The organism is Pseudomonas sp. BN414, from assembly GCF_029871275.1.
Taxonomy (GTDB): domain Bacteria; phylum Pseudomonadota; class Gammaproteobacteria; order Pseudomonadales; family Pseudomonadaceae; genus Metapseudomonas; species Metapseudomonas resinovorans_C.
Map to the genome: position 1 here is coordinate 234,506 of NZ_SSOL01000071.1, position 19,929 is coordinate 254,434.

The following is a 19,929-nucleotide window of genomic DNA, read 5'->3' on the forward strand; positions in this document are numbered from 1 at the left end:
CCTTAAATCACAATCAGGTCGGCCTGCAGGGCACCGGCCTGCTTCAGCGCTTCCAGGATGGCCATCAGGTCGGACGGCGCAGCGCCGACCTGGTTAACTGCACGCACGATTTCGTCGAGGGTGGTGCCGGGGCCGAACTTGAACATCGGCTTGGCTTCCTCCTCGGCATTCACTCGGGAGCGCGGCACTACCGCGGTCTCGCCGCCGGAGAAGGCTTCCGGCTGGCTGACGATGGGGTCCTCGGTAATGGTCACGGTGAGGCTGCCGTGGGTCACGGCGGCTGGCTGCACCTTCACGTTCTGGCCGATGACGATGGTGCCGGTACGCGAGTTGATGATGACCTTGGCCACGGCCTGGCCCGCTTCGATCTCCAGGTTCTCGATCACCGACAGGTAGTCCACGCGCTGGCCCGGGTCCAGCGGCGCGCTGACCCGTACCGAGCCGCCATCCACGGCCTGGGCGACGCCCGGACCAAGGAGTTCGTTGAGCTTGTCGACGATGTTCTTCGCCGTGGTGAAATCCGGGCGGTTGAGGTTCAGGGTGAGGAAGTTGCCCTGCTCGAAGCCGCTCGGCACCGGGCGTTCCACAGTGGCGCCGGAGGGAATGCGCCCGGAGGACGGAACGTTGACGGTGATCTTGGAACCGTCGCTGCCCTCGGCGTCGAAGCCGCCCACCACCAGGTTGCCCTGGGCGATGGCGTAGACGTTGCCGTCGATACCTTTGAGCGGCGACATCAGCAGGCTGCCGCCGCGCAGGCTCTTGGCGTTGCCGATGGAGGAGACGGTCACATCGATGGTCTGGCCCGGCTTGGCGAAGGGCGGCAGGTCGGCGTGGATGGACACCGCCGCGACGTTCTTCAGCTGCACGTTACCGACGTTGGCCGGCACCTTGATGCCGAACTGCGCCAGCATGTTGTTGAAGGTCTGCAGGGTGAACGGCGTCTGGGTGGTCTGGTCACCCGAGCCGTTCAGGCCGACCACCAGGCCGTAGCCGATCAGTTGGTTGGTCCGTACGCCCTGGATGCTCGCCAGGTCCTTCAGGCGCTCAGCCTGGGCAAGGCCCGCAGCGAGCAGCAGGCAGAGGGCGGTGATCAGTCGCTTCATGGTCGGCCTCATCAGAACGGGAACAGCGGGCTCATGAAGAACCGGTCGAACCAGCCCGGCTGGCTGGCGTCGGCGAAGGCGCCGGTGCCGGAATAGGTGATGCGTGCATCGGCTACACGAGTGGACGGCACGGTGTTATCGGTGCCGATGTCATCGGCGCGGACCATACCGGCAATGCGCACCAGCTCATCGCCGGTGTTCAGGGTCAGCCACTTCTCGCCGCGGACGGCGAGGATGCCGTTGGGCAGCACTTCGGACACGGTGACGGTGACGGAACCGGACAGGCTGTTGCTCTGCCCCGCCTTGGAATCACCCTTGGTATCGCGGTTGGCGTTGTATTCCGCATCCAGGGACAGGCGCGCGGCATCCAGCGGATTGAGGCCGCCATTGGGGTTGTTCACCGAGACGCCACCGCCGAACAGCGAAGTCAGGCCGATGTTGGCGTTGCTGTCCTTCTGGATCTGCGAGTTGGCGTTCTTGCTGGCCTGGGTACGCTCGTTGAGGGTGATGGTGATGATGTCACCCACGCGATAGGCCTTGCGGTCGTCGTAGAGGTTGGTCTCGAAACCGGCCTGGTAGATCGCGCCGTTGCTCTGTGCGGCAGGCAGCGGAGTGCGCGGCAGCACGGGCGCGTAGTAGGGATCGTTCGGTCGCGGCGCAGGTTGCACACAGCCCTGGATCAGGGTGATGCCGAGCAGCGGGAGAAGAATGATCAGCCGGTTCATGACAACTACCTCAGGGCGTTACAGGTTCTGCGTGACGAAAGCGAGCATCTGGTCGGCGGTGGAGATGACCTTGGAGTTCATCTCGTAGGCACGCTGGGTGGTGATCATGTTCACCAGTTCCTCGACCACGCTGACGTTGGAGTTCTCCAGGGTGTTCTGCTGCACCACGCCCAAACCGGTCAGGCCCGGAGTGCCAACCTGCGGCGCGCCACTGGCGGCAGTCTCCAGATAGAGGTTGTTGCCGATGGATTGAAGGCCGCCGTAGTTGACGAAGTCGGCGGTCTGGATATTGCCGATGATCTGAGCAGCGGGGTTGCCGGTGGTGGTCACGGAGACGGTGCCGTCCTCGCCCACGGTGAAGGTCTGCACTTCGGCGGGCAGGACGATGGCCGGCTCCAGAGCGAAGCCCTGGGAGGTGACGATCTGGCCGTCGGAGTTCAGGTGGAAGCTGCCGTCACGGGTATAGGCGACGGTGCCATCGGGCATCAGCACCTGGAAGAAGCCGCGACCGTTGATGGCCATGTCCAGCGGCTGCTCGGTGGTTTGCAGGCTGCCCTGGGTGAAGATCTTCTGGGTGCCGGCGATGCGCACACCGGTACCCAGCTGCAGGCCGGTGGGCAGTTCGCTGTCCTGGCTGGTCTGGCCACCCGGTTGACGACGGATCTGGTACAGCAGGTCCTCGAACTCGGCGCGGTCGCGCTTGAAGCCCGTGGTCGAAACGTTCGCCAGGTTGTTGGAAATGGTGGTCAGGTTCATGTCCTGGGCGGACAGGCCGGTCTTGCTGACCCAGAGTGCCGGAAGCATTTTCTTCTCCTCGGGCGCCGGAAACATGGCGCCGCGTACTGGTGATTAGCTGAACTGCAAGACCCGCGCCATTGCCGAAGAATTGTCTTCGGCGGTACGCATCATCTTCACGGAAAGCTCGAACTGGCGGGACAGCGACAGGATCGCGGTCATCTCTTCCACGGCGTTGACGTTGCTCGCCTCGATGAAGCCGGAGGTCACGCGGACATTGGCGTCGGCCTGCACCGGCTGCAGCGGGTCCTTGACACGGATCAGGCCGTCGGCGCCCTTCTCCAGCTGCTTGGGATCGGGGTTGACCAGCTTGATGCGGTCCACCTCAGCCACCACGTTGGGCGCCTCGCCCAGGGCACGGATGCTGATGGTGCCGTCCTGGCCGATCTCGACTTTCTGCTCCGGCGGAATGGCAATGGGACCGGCATTGCCCATGACCGGCAAACCATTGCCGGTGCGGAGCTGGCCAAGGGCATCGATCTGCAGGCTGGCGGTACGCACATAGGCTTCGCTGCCGTCAGGCGCCTGCACCGCAACCCAACCCTCCCCTTCCACGGCGACATCCAGGTCACGGCCGGTTTCCTGGAGTGCGCCGGGGGTGAAATCGGTACCCGGCCGCTCGGTCATGGCATAGACCCGCGACGGGAAGCTGTCACCGAACACAGGCATGGATCGCGCCTGCTCGAAATCACGGCGGAAACCGGAAGTCGAAATGTTCGCCAGGTTGTTGGCATGAGCACGCTGAGCCAGGCTGTTCTGGCTGGCTCCGCTCATTGCGACATAAAGCATCTTGTCCATGAATCTCTCCGAGTGGGCGTTGCCGCCCTTGGCGCTTTGCATGCCATGCAGCAAGCGTCGTGCCAACGCAGAAGATTATTCGCAAGACATTGAAATAAAATGACTTTCCAGAAAAGAAAAAGGCCCTTTGCAGGGCCTTGTCAAAGCGCTGGCGGCGAGGGGATGCCGCCAGCGGCAAGGGGATTTGCCGCTCGGAGTCCGTAGGACTCCATGGCAAGGATGAGCGCGCGAGCTAGAGCCAGGCTAGGCGAAAGTGGCCTGAGGAAGCGGACTGGGCTCGCACTCGAGTTTACGGCTGTAAATGAGCATTCCTCGGGTCACTTTCAACAACGCATGGCCGACGCGCAGCCGCTCATCAACGGAGGTTGATGATGGTTTGGGTTACGGCATCCTCAGTCTGGATGGTCTTGGCGTTCGCCTGATAGTTGCGCTGGGCGACGATCAGGTTCACCAACTGGTCCGACAGCTCGACGTTGGAGTCTTCGAGGGCGCCAGCCTGGAGAGCACCCAGGGTGCCGGAACGTGGCGTACCGACGATGGGCTCACCGGACTCGAACGATTGCACCCAGCCGGTCTTGCCGACCGGGGTCAGACCCTGGACGTTGGCGAAGCTGGCGAGGATCACTTGGCCCTGCACTTTGGACTGGCCATTGGTGTAGCGCGCGAAGATCACACCGGTGTCGTCGATTTCCAGACCTGCCAGTTGGCCGGTGGTGTAGCCGTCCTGGCTGATGCTGTTCACCGCGAAGGCGCTGGAGTACTGGGTGGAGCCGCGGATATCGACGCGGATGCCGCCGGCGTCAGCGGTGGCGCCGTTGGCCGACCAGTTGGCGGGCGTGCCGCCATCGGATACGGCGGGTACCCAATCATCCAGGTTCATCAGCCCGGTGGCCGGGTCGTAATTCAGCTCGCCACCCGCCGCCATGCCAGCGGTGTTCAGGCTGCCGTCGGCATTGAACAACAGGTTGGTGGTGTGCGGGTCGGTGCTGGTCGGGTTGGACGGATTGCGGCCATCCACCAGCACAGCCATGGTCCAGTTGTTGGTCACCGGCGGTGTCGCGGCCGGGTCCGAGTTGTTGATGAAGTACTGGGTCATGACGTGGGCATTGCCCTGGGAGTCATAGATGTTGACCGAGGTGGACGAGGTGTAGGTCGTCGGATCGCTCGGGTCGAACGGGGTGTTGGTCGGCGCCTTGGTGGTGGAGTTCAGGTTGAACTTCTGGGCGACCTCGGTGGTGGCCCTGGGTGCCTGGTTGGACGTCTGGACCTGCAGGTCGCTGACCACGCCATTCTGCACATTGCCGTTACCGTCGATGCCGTAGCCCTGCAGGCGGTAACCGAAGTTGTTGACGATGTAGCCGCTGCGGTCGGTCCCGAAGTAGCCGGCGCGGGTGTAGCTGACCTCGCCGTTGTTACTGGTCTGGAAGAAACCGTTGCCGTTGATGGCCAGGTCCAGGGCGTTCTGCGTGTAGTTGATGTTGCCCTGGTTGAACAGCTGGGACACGTCGCCCAGCAGCACGCCGCTGCCCTGGGGGTTCTTGCCGGTACCCAGCACAGAAGCGGCATAGACGTCGGCGAACTCCGCCCGGGACTGCTTGAAGCCCGCGGTGCCGGCGTTGGCAATGTTGTTACCGGTGACGTTGAGGTCGCTGGTCGCTGCACGCAGGCCGCTGAGACCGATGTTGAACGCCATTTCTATCTCCTTTGCCGGTGCTTCCCGGCGCTCTGAACCGGGAAATTACTGACCGATGACCTGGACCTTGGAGAGCCCGACGCTACCGATGCCCGCGAGGTTGAGCATCAGTTCGCCGCCGTTCTGGCCGAGGGTGACGCTGTCGACGTTGGCCGGCAGCATGGTGTAGAGGGCCTTGGTCTCACCGCCGTACTGGGCCTGTGCTTCGAACTTGTAGGTGCCAGGCGGCATGACCTTGCCGCTCGAGTCCTTGCCGTCCCACATGAAGCTCACGCTGCCGGCAGGCTGCTCGCCAAGGGTGACGCGGTTAACCAGGGTGCCGGCGCTGTCGTAGACGTTGACCCAGACGTTGCTGCTGGAAATGGGCAGATTGGCGCTGGCCTTGAAGGTTTCACTGGTGTCCACCACGGCCTTCTCGCTCGGCACGATCACCTTGCGACCCACCAAGGACGAGGCTTGCAACGCCTGGGAGGACTGGTAGCCAGACAGCAGCGAACCCATGCTGGAGTTGAGCTTCTCGATGCCTTCCACTTGGCTGAACTGCGCCAGCTGGGCAATGAACTCGCCGTTCTCCTGGGGAGACAGCGGGTCCTGGTTGTTCAACTGGGCGACCAGCAGCTCCAGGAACTCGTTCTTGCCGAGGTCCTTGCTCTTGGCTTCGTTCTTGATGGCGTACTGGTCGAGAAAGGACTGGCCATCGGTGGACGCTACGTTGCTGACACTCATGCTGTTCCCTCGCGCGCTATCACTGACCCAGGGTCAGCACTTTCTGCATCATCTGTTTGGCGGTGTTCATCATTTCCACGTTGGTCTGGAAGGACCGGCTGGCGGAAATCATGTCGGCCATCTCTTCGACCACGTTCACATTGGGGTAGTAGACGTAGCCATCCGCGTTGGCCGCCGGGTGACTCGGCTCGTAGCGCGGGGTCAGGGTGCTCTGGTCCTCGATCACGCCTAGTACCTGCACGCCGGCACCGGACTGGTCCTGGTCGGCGAACAGCGAACCACGGTCGCCGTTGCCCAGGCTGTCCTGCATCACGGTGGCGAACACCGGGTGGCGGGCGCGGTAGGTCTGGTCGAGGCTGGAGGACACCGTTTCGGCGTTGGCGATGTTGCTGGAGATGGTGTTCAGCCGAGTGTTCTGGGCACTCATGCCGGTGCCGGCAATGTTGAAGATGCTGGACAGTGACATGGCTTGGCTCTCCATTATTCGCCGCGCAGGGCGTTAATCAGCCCTTTGAACTTGCTGTTGAGTAAGGTGAAGCTGGCCTGGAACTGCATGGCGTTCTCGGTGTAGTTCGACTGCTCCAGCTGGGCGTCGACGGTGTTCTGGTCTACGGCCGCCTGGAACGGAATGCGGTACTTCAGCGAGGCGTCAGCCATGTCGAAACCTTCGGCGACCATGTGGCGTTCGTTGGTTCGGGCGGCCTGGAAGCTGCCGTGGGCGGCCTTCTCCGACTGCTGGGCCAGCACGCTGGCGAAGTCCAGGTCACGAGCCTTGTAGTTCGGGGTATCGGCGTTGGCGATGTTGTTGGCCAGCACCTCGCCACGCTGGGCGCGGAAGCTGAGGGCTTGCTGATGGATGCCGAGGGCCTTTTCGAAGCTGATGCTCATGTCCGGAACCTTTGCCAGTGGCAATCTGGTTTTGCTTATCTGACATTCAGCAAAGGTCGTGCCAAAACTATTTTTCCTTTAATTTCAATAGTTTGACGAAATCTAGAGCGGCAAAAAGCGGCAACAGACAGGGGCCGGGCGGCAAAGCGGCAAGGGCTATTTGCCGCCGGTTGCCGCTTTGGCGGGGCATCCGGCGATAGACAGGTAGGAGCGAGCTTGCTCGCGAATGATCGCGCTCGGGACTTTCGCGAGCAGAGCTCGCTCCTACAAAAGGAGTTGATCGGAAAATAAGAAGGCCGCCCTTGGGCGGCCTTCCTGCACTCATCGAGCCAGTGGGTACAACCTGTCGTCGAACTGGTCCAGCCGTGGGAACTCCAGCGGCACATCCTGACTCAGCCCCTGCAACCGGTCCTGATAGGCACGCAGGAAATCCTGGCGGGCGTCATTGCTGATGTAGGGCACGTGCCACGCCACAAAGGGCGGCAGGACCTCCAGGCCGACATAGGCCAAAGTGCCACGCAGCAGTGGCCGCAGCATGTCCTCCAGCGGACCGTGGATGGCGCCGTCGCCAAACATATGCTCGCGACCACCCAGGGTCAGGGTCACCAGCGCCTTCTTGCCGGCCAGGCCGCCCTGGTCGTAGAAGCGCTTGCCGCCGTAGCAAATACCGGATACCAGCACGCGGTCGATCCAGCCCTTGAGCATGGCCGGCACCGAGAACCAGTAGAGCGGGAAATTGAGGATCAGCAGATCGGCCCAGAGCAGCTTGTCGAGCTCGCGCTGGATGTCCGGCGCAATCTTGCCGGCCTTCACGCCTTCACGCTGTTCCAGGGCGTAGACCAGGTAATCCGGGTTCTGCCGCTCGCTGAAATCGGCGGCGCTGGCGACCGGGTTCCACTCCAGTGCGTGGAGGTCGGACTGGCGGACTTCATGCCCCTGCCCTTGCAGGGTTTCCACTGCGAGATCGCGCAAGGCGCTGCAGAACGACTGCGACTCGGGGTGGGCATGGACGATCAGAATCTTCATGGGTGTTCCTTATGGCACTGTCCGTAGGTTGGTGCAGAGCGCAGCGAAGCCCAACGATGAGGGATTCGCCGCGCAACGCAAACCTTCATTCATGCGATTTCTAGTTGATCAATCAGTTCGGCTGCACAGCGGGCAATGCGGCGGCAGGCCTCTTGCAGCGGCTCACTGCCCAGCACCAGCCCCAGGCGGATATGGCCAGCCGCGCTGGGGCCGAACGCTTCGCCCGCCAATACCGACACGCCATGGTTGTCCAGCAGCCGGTCGGCGAAGTCCTGGGCGGACAACCCCGTCGGACGGATATCCACCATCACGAACATGCCGCCGTCCGGTTTCAGCGCACGCAAGCCGGGACAGTCTTCCAGGCTCGCGCAGACCAGGTCGCGCCGCTGCCGATAGGCCTCGCGCATGGCTTCCAGCTCAGGCAGGCGAGCATCCAGTGCGACGCAGGCGGCGTCCTGAACGAAGTCGGGCGAGCCGTAGAGCATGCACAGGGCGAGGTTCTCCAGGTGCCCGGACAACTCCTTCGAGCCTACGACCCAGCCCACCCGCCAACCGGTCATGGCGTGGGACTTGGACAGGCTGTTGATGGTGGCGGTGCGTTCTGCCATCCCCGGCAGGCTGGCCGGACTGATGTGCTCGCCTTCGAAGAGCAGTTCGCTGTAGACCTCGTCGGAGATCATCCAGAGATCATGGGCAATGCAGAGTTCAGCCAGCGCTTGCCAGGTGCTGCGCGGAAGGCTGGCACCGGATGGGTTGTGCGGGCTGTTCAAGGCCAGGGCACGGGTGCGCGGAGTGATCGCGGCAGCCACATCTTCCGCCTGGATGCGGAAACCGTTCTCCGAACGTACCGGCACCGGGATCACTTTCGCACCGCAGGCGCCGAACACGGCTTCGTAGGTGACGTACATGGGCTCGGCGACGATGACCTCGTCGCCCGGATTGAGCAGGCACTGCACAACGCAGAACAACGCGCACTGCGCACCGGCCAATACCACCACTTCGTCCGGGCCGACGCTCTGCCCACTGCGCTGGTTGTGCCAGGCGGCGATGCGCTGGCGCAGGGTGGCCTTGCCGCGCACGTCGGAGTAGTGCGTGTTGCCGTTGAGCAGGCTGTCGATGGCCGCCTGGATGATGGGCTGCGGCGTGTCGAAATCGGGGTCGCCTACCGACAGCAGGAGAATGTCGTCACCGCGGGCCTGGCGTTCCAGCGCACGGTAGTGAATGTTCCAGGCAGCCGCGCCGTCGCCGGCGATACGTTGGGTGAGGTCGGAAAAGCGCATGGATATCTCCTCGGCCTGCGCTCAATGAGCGCAGGCGTGTTTCAGTTCGATCAGGGTGACGCCGGGGTGGCCGAAGCCTGCGCGCAGGTCGCCTTCCAGTTCGTCGAGGCTGCGGGGCTGCTTCACGGCGCAATGGAAGGCGCGGGCCAGGCCGGCAAAGTCCGGGTTGCGCGGCAGCACACCCACCGGTTCGATATCCAGTGCCAGCATGTCGTCGCGGATCTGGCCCAGGGCGTCGTTGTTCCACAGCAGCACCACCAATGGGCTGTCGAGCTCCTCCGTGGCGGTCGCCAGTTCCTGCGCGGTGTAGAGGAAACCACCATCCCCCACCAGCACCAGGCCGGGCCGTTCCGGTGCGCCGAACTTGGCACCGATGCCGGCCGGCAGGCCGTAGCCGAGGGTGCCGTAGCCGGTGGGGTGCAACCAGCTGCGCGGTGCCCGGCTGGCGAATGCGTAGTTGCCGGTGTAGGCCAGCTGGGTCATGTCGGTGCTGATGAACGCATCGGCCGGCAGCGTGGCGGCAATGCGGTCGAGAATCGCCTGGTGAATGGTCTGCAGCGGCGCATGGCCATTGCGGATGTCCCCACGCAGCCGCGCAACGCGGGCGGCAGCCGCCTCCCCTGCCCTGCCCGTTTCCGGCAGGCGCTGAAGCAGCGCCTCCAGGGTCTGGCGGGCATCGCCCTTGAGCGCGACGGCACAGGGATAGAAATCGTTGAACTTGCGTGGATCGATATCGACACGGATCAGCTCGCCGGACAGCGGCAGACGTTCGCGCCAGAAATCGGTATCGGCCATCTCGGTGCCGACCGCCAGGACCAGATCGGCCTCGGCGATCATCTCCCAGCCCGGTGCAACGCAAAGGCTGGCACCAGCATTGAGCGGGGCCTCCGGCGGCAACAGTCCCTTGCCGGCCACGCTGGTAAATACCGGAGCGGCCAGGCGCTCGCTGAGTGCCTGCACGGCACTGGCCGCTTCCAGCGCACCACCACCGGCGATGATCATCGGCCGCTTGGCCGAGGCCAGACGCTGGACGGCTGCCTCCAGTGACCCGACATCCGGAAGACCACGACCGGGGCGGCGTACCACCTCGGCAGTCCAGTCCCGCGCGACTGGGGCGGCCAGCACGTCGAGCGGAACCGAGATATGCACCGGACGCGGACGCTCGCCATCGAACACGGCATAGGCGCGCGCCACCAGCTCGGGCAGGTCTTCCGGGGTCAGGGCTACAGCCGAGAAGGCCGTGATGGGCGCGGTGATGGCGCGCTGGTCCTGGGTCTCGTGCAGGCAGCCCCAGCCCTTGCCCAGGCTGGAGGTGTGGTTGACGCTGGAAATCACCAGCATCGGAATCGAATCAGCATAGGCCTGGCCAATAGGAGTGGCGGCGTTGGTTACGCCCGGGCCGGTGATGATGAAGGCCACACCCGGCTTGCCGCTGACTCGTGCATAGCCGTCAGCCATGAAACCTGCGCCTTGCTCGTGGCGGGTCAGCACATGCCGGATGCCACTGCCGGGGAGGCCGCGATACAACTCCAGGGTGTGCACGCCGGGGATGCCGAATACGGTGTCCACGCCGTAGTTGGCCAGAAGGCGAACCAGGGCCTGGCCGCCGGTAAGAGTGTTCTGTTGCATGAAGTGTCTCCTCGAATCGATGCCAAGCCCTGTAGGAGCGAGCTTGCTCGCGAATCGCCAGCAAGCTGGCTCCTACAGGAGAGATGTCATTCCGCGATACGAATCAGCGCATCCACCGCCACGGCACCGTCGGCACCGACCAGCAGTGGGTTCACGTCCAGCTCCAGCAAGCGCCCGGCGTTCTCGCAGGCATAGTCGGCCACCGCGCGAATGGCGGCGACCAGCGCGTCCAGGTCCGCCGCAGGGCGGCCACGGAAGCCGGTGAGCAACGGCGCGCTGCGCAGGCTCAGCAGGGCATCGCGAATCGCGACATCGTTGGTGGGCAGCAGCAGGCTGCGGCTGTCCTTCAGCAACTCGACGAGAATGCCGCCGGCGCCGATTACCAGGGCCAGGCCAAATCCTTCCTCTCGCTTTACCCCCACGATCAACTCCGCGAGTGGCGGTGTGGCCATGCGCTCCAGCAGTACCTGGTCGAACGCTACGCCGGGTGCGTAGCCGGCAATGCGTTGCCGCATTTCGCCCAGGGCGCGTTGCAGGGCGTCGGCATCACGCAGATTGAGAGCCACGGCGCCGGCTTCGGTCTTGTGTGGCAGGTCTGCGCTGACGGCTTTCAGCACCAGCGGGTAGCCAAGCTGGTCGGCATCCTCCACGGCCCGTTCCGGCGTACTGAGCAGCGCTTGCGGAACCGGCAGGCCAAAGGTTCGCAGGGCCTGTTTGGATTGCCATTCATCCAGCAACTCACCACCGGCCAGAGGCGATGGACTCAGGGGCACCAGGGCCGACTCGCCCCGGGCCAGCAGTGCTTCACGGCGTTGCTTGTAGGCGGCGATCCGGCCCCACGCGGCCAGGCCGTCCTCCACGCCTTGCAAGGCAGCGACGCCACGGGCGTGCAGGTACTCGCGGGCGGACTCCGGCAGCAGTTCCGGGAAGGCCGAGGCAATGAAACCGGTCTTGCCGTGACGCTCCAGGGCTTCGCAATACAGCTCCAGCAGCAGATCGCACTGGGGCCGCTCGCCGGTCTCCTCGCCTGGATAGTCCAGCACCAGCAACGCGGCATCAGCAGCACTGCTCATCGCACTGTCGAGCATGCGTGCCAGGGCTTCAGCATCGCCCCAGATGGCGGTGGTGAAATCCAGCGGGTTGGCGATATTGGCGTAACCCGGCAGGACCTGCGCCAGCTCGTGGCGTTGGCCGTCGTCAAGCTTCGGCAGTTGCAGGCCGTTGGCTTCGGCGTAGTCGGCGATCAGACCCGCATCGCCGCCGGAGCAGGCCAGGGCGATCAGGCCGGGGCCGGTTGGCAACTTGCCGCAGGCCGCTGCCTTGAGAGTCTCCATGAAACTCACCGGGCCACTGACGCGGATCACTCCGAGACGCTCGAAGAGGCTGTCGTACAGCGCATCGGAGCCAGCCAGGGAGCTGGTGTGGCTGAGGGCCAACTCGGCGCCGATCTGGGACACACCCGTCTTCAGCGCGATGATCGGGATGCCCTTCTCCAGCGCCTTGTGCGCCGCACGGGCGAAGCCAGGTACGTTCTTCAGACCTTCCAGGTGCAGGCCGATGGCGGTGACGCGGGGTTCGTCCAGCAGCACATCCATCAGTTCGGCCACGCCCAGTTGCGCCTGGTTGCCCACCGAGGCCATGTAGGCGATCGGCAGGGAGCGGTCGCTCATGGACAGGTTGTAGGCGAAGTTGCCGCTCTGGGTGAGCACGGCCACGCCCTTCTCAACCAGTTGGCCACCGTGGGCCACCGGCCAGAGGGCGGCGCCGTGGAGGTAGTCCAGTAGGCCGTAGCAGTTGGGTCCGAGCAGCGCCATGTCACCGGCCGCTGCCAGCAATTGCGCCTGCAGGGCCTGGCCTTCGGCTCCGGTTTCAGCGAAGCCGGAGGCGTAGCAAATGGCCCCGCCGGCCCCCTTGGTGGCCAGGGCTGCGACGCTGTCCAGCGTCTGTTCACGGTTGGTGGCAATGAACACCGCATCCGGCCCACACGGCAGGTCGGCGACGCCGGCCACGCAGGGCACGCCTTCCAGTTCAGCGTGCTGCGGATTGACCAGCCACATCTGACCGGCGAAGCCACCTTCGGCGCAGCGCTTGAGGGCGCGGGCCATGCTGCGGCCGCCGATGAAGGCCAGGTGCCGTGGCGCCAGCAGGCGCTTGAGGTTGTCTCGATTCATGTCGGATCTCGGAATAGGTTTTGCCAGGATTTCCCTCACGCCTAGCCCCTCTCCCCAAGGGAGAGGGGAACAAAGGCGTCAGCGCAGCAGCGGCCGCAGCAGTTCGCGGGAAATGATGTGGCGCTGGATTTCCGAAGTGCCTTCCCAGATGCGCTCGATCCGCGCGTTGCGCCAGATACGTTCCACCGGGCCTTCGTCCATCAACCCCATGCCGCCGAAGATCTGCACCGTCTCGTCGGCCACCTTGCCCAGCACTTCACTGGCGAAGAGTTTGGCCATGCCGGCTTCGCCGTCGGTCATGCTGCCCTGGTCCATCTTCCAGGCGGTGTGCAGGGTCATCAGCTCGGCCGCGCGAATCTGCGTGGCCATGTCAGCGAGCTTGAAAGAGATGCCCTGGTAGGTGCCGATGGGCTGGCCGAATTGCTTGCGATCGGCGGCCCATTGCAGCGACAGGTCGAGTGCACGCTGCGCCTGGCCGACGCAGTTGGCGGCGACCATCACACGGCCGGCGGTGAGCCAGGCGTTGGCCACTTCCCAGCCCTTGTCCACTTCCCCAAGGACCTTGGAGGCTGGCACGCGGCAGTCATCGAAGAAGATTTCGTAGGTGTGATAGCCCTTGTTGCTGACACAGCGGGGGCCACGGCGCACGGTCATGCCGGCGGTGCCCTTGTCGACCAGGAAGGCGGTGACGGCATTGCGCTTCTTGCCGTTGTGCTCGTAGGTGTCGGTGACGGCGAAGACGATGGCGAAGTCCGCATGGCCGGCATGGCTGATGAAGTGCTTGGCACCGTTCAGGACGAAATCATCGCCATCGCGCACCGCGCGGGTCTTGATGGAGTTGGCGTCGGAACCGGCACCCGGTTCGGTCAGGGCGAAACAGTCGATCTTCTCGCCCTGGATGCTGGGCAGCAGGTACTGCTCGATCTGCTCGCCCTTGCAGGCCATGAGGATTTTCGAGGGCCGCGCGACGAAAACGTGCAGCGCCCAGGACACCTTGGACAGCTCACGCTCGACCAACGCCTGGGACAGGTAGTCGAGGCCGCCGCCGCCGACTTCCTCGGGCATGTTGAAGGCGTAGAAGCCGGCCGCGATGGCCTTGCCGCGAATCTGCGCGGCCAGCTCCGGGGACACGGCGTCGGCGCGGTCCACTTCCTCCTCATAGGGCAGCAGTTCCTTCTCGACAAAGCTCTTCACCGCCTCGACGAGCATTTCCTGTTCCTGGGTCAGTTTGAAATCCATGGGAGTCACCTGCCCGCGCTTAGCGGCCTTTGAATTGAGGGGAACGTTTCTCGGCCACGGCGCGTAGCGCTTCGGCGGCGTCTTCGCTACGGCCACAGAGCAACCCGGCGGCCTGTTCGGCTTCCAGTTGCTGGGCGAGGCTGCGGCTGGCGCCATCGCGGATCAGCGCCTTGGCCTGGGCAAAGGCGAAGGTAGGACCAACAGCCAGGCGCGCAGCCAACTCACCTGCAACGGCCTGCAGTTGCTCATCCGCGCAGACTTCACCCACCAATCCAGTCGAGAGGGCCTGCTCGGCACCCCAGAGTTCATCGAGGAACAACAGGCGTTTGGCCTGCTCGCCACCGATCAGGCGCGGCAAGTGCCAACTGGCCCCTGCGTCCGGCGAATAGGCCATGCCGGTGTAGCCGGCCTTGAAACGCGCCGAGGCTCCGGCAATGCGGAAATCGCAGCACAGCGCCAGGTCCATTCCCGCGCCGACAGCCGTGCCATTGATGACGGCGATGGTGGGTTTGGCCAAGCCATGCAGCCGCGACATCAGGGCATGGGCCGCTTCGGTCCAGCCATAGGTTTCCAGGTCGCCCCGGGCTTCGGCTTCGGCCCATTCGGCGAGGTCCGCACCGGCGCAGAAGCTGCGACCTTCGCCGGTCAGCAGCACAACGCGCACGGCCGGATCGGCCTCATGGGCCGCTAGCAGTTCGAGCAGGGCGTTCAGGGTGGGAATATCCAGCGCATTGCGCTGTTGGGGGCGGTTCAGGGTGATCCGGGCGACACCGGCTTCGACCTGGCTGAGCAAGGTGGTCATCGCAACCCTCGTCTTGTTGTGATTGGTGATGAGGAATTAAGGGCGATCCTAAACGAGTGTTCAGGAAGGCGGCAATCCTGCCCAAATGGGGTATGTAACGCCTAATCCTGAGCGTAACTATTTGTTTTAAATCGAATTAATTTGAGTTCGCGCGGAGAGGGAGTGACGGCTGTTACATCTTTGAACAACTCGGAACCGACGATCCTTTTCAGCATGCTGGGCAGGAAGTTCGAGCGGAGAATTGGCCGCCCTCACCCCAACCCCGCTCTGCGCCCCGGCCAGATCGCTTCGCGATCTGGCGCTCATCGGCACCGAAAGCAGTGCTTTCGAAAGCGTGCCTCTTCGCCCCAGTGGGAGAGGGGGCTGTCCGTGCAGAGCGGGGGCTTTTTTGCTCTTCCTGTAGGGGCGAATTCATTCGCCAATCAGGCCGCAGGCCTGACCCAGACGTTCGCGCTGGTGTTACACCGCGGGAGCGACCATCACCTGGCGCTGACGCTTGAACTGCAGGAAGAAGTAGGCGGCGTAGCAGATACCGACGAAGCCGAAGCCCCAGTAGAGCGACGGGCGCTGCGTCGAGTCCAGTGCCAGGAAGACGAACAGCGAGCTGCACAGCAGGATGCAAGCCAGCGGCAGGAAGGGGTACAGCGGCGCTGCGTACTTGAGGTCCTGGACGGTACCGCCGGCCTTGTAGTGCTCACGACGGAAGCGGTACTGGGCCAGGGCGATGACGATCCAGGTCACGGTACCGGCCATGCCGCTGATGGCCATCAGCACCATGAACAGGGTATCGGCGGCCACCACGCTGGTCAGCAGCGACAGCAGCGCGAAGCACAGGGTGATACTCAGGGCACGCAGCGGTACACCGCGCTTGCTGAGTGTTGCCAGGCTGCGCGGTGCCATCCCGGTCTTGGACATGGCCCAGAGAATGCGAGTGGAAGCATAGAGACCCGAGTTGCCCACCGAGAGGATGGCGGTAAGGATGACGAAGTTCATCAGGTCGGCAGCGAAAGGAATGCCCACCATGTCAAACACCTGGACGAAGGGGCTTTCCATCAGGCCGGCTTGCTGCCACGGCACGATGGCCGACAGCACGACGATGGCCAGCACGTAGAAGATCAGCACGCGGAACACCACATTGCGCACCGCGCGCGGGATGCTCTTTTCCGGCTGATCGGTCTCACCGGCAGCCACGCCCATGATTTCGCAACCCTGGAAGGCATAGACCACCGCCATCATCACGGCGAACACCGCGGAAAGGCCGTTGGGGAACAGGCTGTCGCCGATCAGGTTGGAGAACATCGGGGCCGGTTCGCCGCTGGCCAGCGGCAGGCCGCCGAAGATTGCCAGGACGCCGACGATGATGAAGCCGAGGATGGCCGCCACCTTGATTCCGGAGAACCAGTACTCCGCCTCGCCGAAGGCGCGAGTGGCCAAGGCGTTGAGGGAGAACAGCACCACCACGAAGAGTGCCGACCAGTACCAGATGGGCACCTCGGGGAACCAGCGCGTCATCAGCATGCCGGCGGCAGTGAACTCCAGGCCAACCGTGGTAGCCCAGCTCATCCAGTACACCCAGCCGATCATGAAGCCGGTGCCCGGACCGATATAACGGGTGGCGTGGGCCTGGAAGGAGCCGGATACCGGCATCTGCACCGAGAGCTCGCCCAGGCAGACCATCACCAGGTACATCAGCACGCCGGCTACCAGATAGGCCAGCACGGCGCCGGCCGGGCCGCCCTGGTTGATGGTGACGCCCGAGCCCATGAACAGGCCGGTGCCGATCACGCCACCCAGGGACAGCATGAAGATATGGCGGCTTTTAAGCGCGCGAGTGAGCTGGATACGGTCTTCAGACATGACGCACCTCCGAATGGAGGTGGCGGGACAGGTGGGCTTTGCGGGTCATTATTCTTGTCTCCAATAGGCCACGAGGACCGCGTTGGACGCGGTTCGGACCGATTATTGGAAGGACTTGTAAGACCCCGTTGTACGTGGGGATCGAAGTTGTAAAAAGTCGTAAGGAATTTGTTCGATTCTTACGAAGCGCCTTGCAGCTGTGCGTCCAGCACCTCCGTCGAACGCACCAACAGCTCTTCCAGACTCGGCTTCAGCGCCTGTAGGGCGTTGGCATCACCGGCCAGCGCCAGGGTTTCCAGCTCTCGCAAACACACGGCCAGCGCCCGTAGGCCAAGGGATTCGCTGCTGCCCGCAAGGCGGTGGGAGAGGTGCCCGACTTCGGCGCAGTCCTGGGCGGCCAGGGCTTCCAGCAGGCCAGCGCGCTGCTCGTCGAGCATGCGCCGCAACATGACCAGCAGCCCCTGGACCTTCTGCTCGCCGAGCAGGCCACGATGGGTGTCCAGCAATTGCCGGTCCAGCAATTCCTCCGCGCCATCGCCATCCTGCGTCGCCCCCTGCCCGGCCAGCGCCCGGCGCAGGTCATCGAGTTTCAGCGGCTTGGCCAGCGCGCCTTGCATGCCGGCATCCAGACAACTGCGCACCAGTGCCGGCTGCAGGCTGGCGGTGAAGGCAAGGATGCGGCTACTGCGGTTGGCACCTTGCTCGTCGGCACGGATCAGCCGGCACAGGTCGGTGCCGGACATGCCGGGAAGGTGCAAGTCGAGCAGGATCAGGTCGAAGCGCCTCTGCCGGCACAACTGCAGCGCCGGTTCGGCGTCTTCGGCCAGGGTGACCTGGTGGCCGTCACGCTCCAGCAACCCGGATACCACTTCGCGATTGAGTGCGACGTCCTCCACCACCAGCACATCCAGTGGTTCCAGCTGCGGAACGACATTCTGGGCGATAGGCTGGTTTCGCGCGGCTGTCAGCTCCAGCTCGAACCAGAAGCAGCTACCCTCGCCTTCCACGCTCTCGACACCGATCCGCCCGCCCACCAGCTCCACCAGACGCTTGCTGATGGCCAGCCCCAGGCCGGTTCCGCCGTAGCGCTGGGCCACAGCTTCGCTGGCCTGGGTAAAGCGCTCGAAGATCTTCGCCTGCATCTCTGGGGCGATGCCGATCCCGTCGTCGGTAACGCTGATGCGCAGGCGTTGCCCCGTCTCCCGAGCCTCCAGCAATTGGACCTCGACGAGGATTTCCCCCTCTTCGGTGAACTTCACCGCGTTGGCCAGCAGATTGCTCAACACCTGACGCAGGAATTGCTCGGCACCGTGGCAACGGCTGTGCACCCCGGAGTCGATGTGTATACGCAGGATGGTGCCGTTGGCGCTGGCCCGCGGTTCCAGCAAGGTCAGCACCTGATCCAGCAGCGCCGGCAGGGAGAAGTCGACCAGTTCGGGCCGGCCCTCCCCTTCCTCCAGGCGGGCGAAATAGAGCACCTCGTTGAGGATCGCCAGCAATCCCTCAGCGGCCTTGTGCAGGGCATCCAGGCGCTTGCTGTCGCGCTCGTCCAGCGAAGCGCCGCGCAATAATTCCGCCATGCCGAGGATGCCATTGAGCGGCGTGCGGATTTCGTGACTCATGGTGGCGAGGAAACGCGACTTGGCCAGGTTGGCGGCCTCGGCGTCTTCCTTGGCTCGCTGCAGGCTGGCGGTGCGTCGCTCCACCATCCCTTGCAAAGCCGCGCGGTCTTCCTCGCGGCGCTGGATGTCGTCGACGAAAGCCCGACGCATGTCGTCGAGGGCCTGGGCCACGGTGTCGATCTCATCGGTGCCACGTCCGACACGGCGATCGAGATGCAGCGCCTCGTGCCAGTCACCGGCGCCGATGCGCCGGGCGAAGTCGGCCATCACCTGCAAATGGCGGGTGACCAGATGATGGAATAGCCACGACAGCGTCACCGCGAGACCGCACAGGAACACCCCCATCCACAGCAGGCTGGTGAGTCCCGTAGCGTAAAGACGCTGGTAGACGGCGCCCAGATCGATGGCGACTTCCAGCTCGCCAAGCTGACGCGGCTCGCCAGTGGGCGGCTGGTAGGACAGCGGAAAATGTTCGCGTCGCAGCGGGCCGGCGGGATCGTCGGCGCCTTCCTGCAACTCGAAATCGGTGCTGGTCAGGCGCACCAGGGCGATATCCGGAAAGTCCGCCAAGCCACGCATCTGCATCTTCAGCTGTTCCTGGTTGAGGTCCCAGAGGCTGCGTTCGAAGCTGGCCAGGTAGCCGACGCGGATCAGTTCCAGACGCGCCTCGATGTCGCGCATCTCGCGGCGGTATTCCAGGTGCAACTGCACGGCGCTGGCCACGAGGGTGAAGCACAGGCTGAACAAGAGGATGAACAACAGCAATCGGCGCAGCAGGCCGCTCGCGGGTTTCGGCGCGGTCATCGGCGCGTCTCCGGCTGAGTGATCATGTCGCGGTAGGTGGCTTCGCTCTCCGCCAGCCAGCGCTGGATCTCACCGCCATCGACCAGGCGTTGCAGTTCCAGGTCGATCTCTGCCATGCGTGCCGCGAGGGGTGAATGTCGTGACACCGCCAAGCGCAGGTGATCCACCGCCAGGGTCAACGGCAAGGCCCGAATATCGCTGCCACCGGGCAAGTGCTCGATGTAGAGCAACCCGGTGCGTCGCTCATAGGGGATGAAATCGATTCGGCCGCGAATCAGCTTGCCGAAGTTCTGCTGGCTATCGGAGACCCATTCGATATTGCCGGCTCGGGCGACGGTACGGTCGAAGGTTTCGCCGTAGCTTTCACCGAACAACAAGCCGCCGCGGTAGTTCGCGAGATCCTCCAGGCGGTCCACCTGGAGCGGGTGCTTGCGGTTGTAGAAGACCGCCACCTCTTCGCGCAGCACAGGCACCTCGGCGAACGCCAGGTCGGCCAGGCGCTCGGGCGTTCGATAGGCCAGCACCACGTCTACCCGCCCTTGCGCGGCATCCATCAGGCAGCGTTTCCAGTTGCCCAGCACCACCACGTCCACGTCCAGGCCAAGTCGGGCGAACACCGCCTTGACCACCCTAGGCGCCAGGCCACGTACCTGCTTGCCGTCGCTCCAGGAGATCGGCGGATAGACCGGATAGTCGCAGTAGCGCACCACGGGCTCGGCCTGGACGGTGCTGCACAAGAGGATCAGCGCCAGCAGAACGACACGTGCCATG

The 19,929-nt window shown here is 64.2% G+C and carries 17 protein-coding genes; all 17 read right to left on the minus strand.

Features of this window, described 5'->3' with window-relative positions:
• Nucleotides 1-2: 2 nt before the first annotated feature.
• Nucleotides 3-1,103 carry a flagellar basal body P-ring protein FlgI gene (locus E8E95_RS19150; RefSeq protein ID WP_280352802.1) on the minus strand — a complete coding sequence of 367 codons (1,101 nt, stop codon included), beginning with the start codon at nucleotides 1,101-1,103 and terminating at the stop codon, nucleotides 3-5.
• An 11-nt stretch (nucleotides 1,104-1,114) separates the two neighbouring features.
• Complete coding sequence (flgH, locus tag E8E95_RS19155; protein WP_280352803.1) at nucleotides 1,115-1,828, minus strand: flagellar basal body L-ring protein FlgH; 714 nt, start codon at nucleotides 1,826-1,828, stop codon at nucleotides 1,115-1,117.
• Between the two features lie 18 nt (nucleotides 1,829-1,846).
• Nucleotides 1,847-2,632 (minus strand): flagellar basal-body rod protein FlgG, encoded by a 786-nt coding sequence (gene flgG / locus E8E95_RS19160; protein ID WP_077521862.1) that lies wholly within the window; start codon nucleotides 2,630-2,632, stop codon nucleotides 1,847-1,849.
• Between the two features lie 45 nt (nucleotides 2,633-2,677).
• Complete coding sequence (gene flgF, locus E8E95_RS19165) at nucleotides 2,678-3,421, minus strand: flagellar basal-body rod protein FlgF (protein ID WP_179060597.1); 744 nt, start codon at nucleotides 3,419-3,421, stop codon at nucleotides 2,678-2,680.
• Between the two features lie 355 nt (nucleotides 3,422-3,776).
• Nucleotides 3,777-5,114 carry a flagellar hook protein FlgE gene (gene flgE, locus E8E95_RS19170; RefSeq protein WP_280352804.1) on the minus strand — a complete coding sequence of 446 codons (1,338 nt, stop codon included), beginning with the start codon at nucleotides 5,112-5,114 and terminating at the stop codon, nucleotides 3,777-3,779.
• A gap of 45 nt (nucleotides 5,115-5,159) precedes the next feature.
• Nucleotides 5,160-5,840, minus strand: coding sequence for a flagellar hook assembly protein FlgD (flgD, locus tag E8E95_RS19175; RefSeq protein WP_280352807.1), 681 nt, complete (start codon nucleotides 5,838-5,840; stop codon nucleotides 5,160-5,162).
• A 19-nt stretch (nucleotides 5,841-5,859) separates the two neighbouring features.
• Nucleotides 5,860-6,306 carry a flagellar basal body rod protein FlgC gene (flgC, locus tag E8E95_RS19180; protein WP_280352809.1) on the minus strand — a complete coding sequence of 149 codons (447 nt, stop codon included), beginning with the start codon at nucleotides 6,304-6,306 and terminating at the stop codon, nucleotides 5,860-5,862.
• A gap of 14 nt (nucleotides 6,307-6,320) precedes the next feature.
• Nucleotides 6,321-6,728 (minus strand): flagellar basal body rod protein FlgB, encoded by a 408-nt coding sequence (flgB, locus tag E8E95_RS19185; RefSeq protein WP_280352811.1) that lies wholly within the window; start codon nucleotides 6,726-6,728, stop codon nucleotides 6,321-6,323.
• Nucleotides 6,729-7,049: 321 nt separating this feature from the next.
• Nucleotides 7,050-7,754: an NAD(P)H-dependent oxidoreductase gene (locus E8E95_RS19190; protein ID WP_280352813.1), complete on the minus strand. Its 705-nt coding sequence runs from the start codon at nucleotides 7,752-7,754 to the stop codon at nucleotides 7,050-7,052.
• 89 nt (nucleotides 7,755-7,843) lie between these two features.
• Nucleotides 7,844-9,034, minus strand: coding sequence for a pyridoxal phosphate-dependent aminotransferase (locus E8E95_RS19195; RefSeq protein ID WP_280352815.1), 1,191 nt, complete (start codon nucleotides 9,032-9,034; stop codon nucleotides 7,844-7,846).
• A gap of 21 nt (nucleotides 9,035-9,055) precedes the next feature.
• Complete coding sequence (locus E8E95_RS19200) at nucleotides 9,056-10,663, minus strand: 5-guanidino-2-oxopentanoate decarboxylase (protein WP_280352817.1); 1,608 nt, start codon at nucleotides 10,661-10,663, stop codon at nucleotides 9,056-9,058.
• Between the two features lie 86 nt (nucleotides 10,664-10,749).
• Nucleotides 10,750-12,834, minus strand: coding sequence for an acetate--CoA ligase family protein (locus E8E95_RS19205; protein WP_280352819.1), 2,085 nt, complete (start codon nucleotides 12,832-12,834; stop codon nucleotides 10,750-10,752).
• Nucleotides 12,835-12,912: 78 nt separating this feature from the next.
• Nucleotides 12,913-14,073 (minus strand): acyl-CoA dehydrogenase family protein, encoded by a 1,161-nt coding sequence (locus E8E95_RS19210; RefSeq protein WP_280352821.1) that lies wholly within the window; start codon nucleotides 14,071-14,073, stop codon nucleotides 12,913-12,915.
• A gap of 19 nt (nucleotides 14,074-14,092) precedes the next feature.
• On the minus strand, nucleotides 14,093-14,875 hold the full coding sequence (locus E8E95_RS19215; RefSeq protein ID WP_280352823.1) for an enoyl-CoA hydratase-related protein: 783 nt from the start codon (nucleotides 14,873-14,875) through the stop codon (nucleotides 14,093-14,095).
• A 459-nt stretch (nucleotides 14,876-15,334) separates the two neighbouring features.
• Nucleotides 15,335-16,732: an amino acid permease gene (locus E8E95_RS19220; RefSeq protein WP_280352825.1), complete on the minus strand. Its 1,398-nt coding sequence runs from the start codon at nucleotides 16,730-16,732 to the stop codon at nucleotides 15,335-15,337.
• 179 nt (nucleotides 16,733-16,911) lie between these two features.
• Nucleotides 16,912-19,158: an ATP-binding protein gene (locus tag E8E95_RS19225; protein ID WP_280352827.1), complete on the minus strand. Its 2,247-nt coding sequence runs from the start codon at nucleotides 19,156-19,158 to the stop codon at nucleotides 16,912-16,914.
• Nucleotides 19,155-19,928 (minus strand): transporter substrate-binding domain-containing protein, encoded by a 774-nt coding sequence (locus E8E95_RS19230; RefSeq protein WP_280352829.1) that lies wholly within the window; start codon nucleotides 19,926-19,928, stop codon nucleotides 19,155-19,157. Before E8E95_RS19230 ends, E8E95_RS19225 begins: the two co-directional genes overlap by 4 nt.
• Nucleotide 19,929: the final 1 nt, after the last annotated feature.

Excerpts from the sequence above, each read along its gene's own strand:
- flgC (WP_280352809.1), bottom strand. The coding sequence starts at position 6,306 with ATGTCACTGTCCAGCATCTTCAACATTGCCGGCACCGGCATGAGTGCC.
- E8E95_RS19220 (WP_280352825.1), bottom strand. The coding sequence starts at position 16,732 with ATGTCTGAAGACCGTATCCAGCTCACTCGCGCGCTTAAAAGCCGCCAT.
- E8E95_RS19190 (WP_280352813.1), bottom strand. The coding sequence starts at position 7,754 with ATGAAGATTCTGATCGTCCATGCCCACCCCGAGTCGCAGTCGTTCTGC.
- flgG (WP_077521862.1), bottom strand. The coding sequence starts at position 2,632 with ATGCTTCCGGCACTCTGGGTCAGCAAGACCGGCCTGTCCGCCCAGGAC.
- flgB (WP_280352811.1), bottom strand. The coding sequence starts at position 6,728 with ATGAGCATCAGCTTCGAAAAGGCCCTCGGCATCCATCAGCAAGCCCTC.
- E8E95_RS19150 (WP_280352802.1), bottom strand. The coding sequence starts at position 1,103 with ATGAAGCGACTGATCACCGCCCTCTGCCTGCTGCTCGCTGCGGGCCTT.
- E8E95_RS19215 (WP_280352823.1), bottom strand. The coding sequence starts at position 14,875 with ATGACCACCTTGCTCAGCCAGGTCGAAGCCGGTGTCGCCCGGATCACC.
- E8E95_RS19230 (WP_280352829.1), bottom strand. The coding sequence starts at position 19,928 with ATGGCACGTGTCGTTCTGCTGGCGCTGATCCTCTTGTGCAGCACCGTC.
- E8E95_RS19205 (WP_280352819.1), bottom strand. The coding sequence starts at position 12,834 with ATGAATCGAGACAACCTCAAGCGCCTGCTGGCGCCACGGCACCTGGCC.
- E8E95_RS19210 (WP_280352821.1), bottom strand. The coding sequence starts at position 14,073 with ATGGATTTCAAACTGACCCAGGAACAGGAAATGCTCGTCGAGGCGGTG.
- flgH (WP_280352803.1), bottom strand. The coding sequence starts at position 1,828 with ATGAACCGGCTGATCATTCTTCTCCCGCTGCTCGGCATCACCCTGATC.
- flgE (WP_280352804.1), bottom strand. The coding sequence starts at position 5,114 with ATGGCGTTCAACATCGGTCTCAGCGGCCTGCGTGCAGCGACCAGCGAC.
- E8E95_RS19195 (WP_280352815.1), bottom strand. The coding sequence starts at position 9,034 with ATGCGCTTTTCCGACCTCACCCAACGTATCGCCGGCGACGGCGCGGCT.
- flgD (WP_280352807.1), bottom strand. The coding sequence starts at position 5,840 with ATGAGTGTCAGCAACGTAGCGTCCACCGATGGCCAGTCCTTTCTCGAC.
- E8E95_RS19225 (WP_280352827.1), bottom strand. The coding sequence starts at position 19,158 with ATGACCGCGCCGAAACCCGCGAGCGGCCTGCTGCGCCGATTGCTGTTG.
- E8E95_RS19200 (WP_280352817.1), bottom strand. The coding sequence starts at position 10,663 with ATGCAACAGAACACTCTTACCGGCGGCCAGGCCCTGGTTCGCCTTCTG.
- flgF (WP_179060597.1), bottom strand. The coding sequence starts at position 3,421 with ATGGACAAGATGCTTTATGTCGCAATGAGCGGAGCCAGCCAGAACAGC.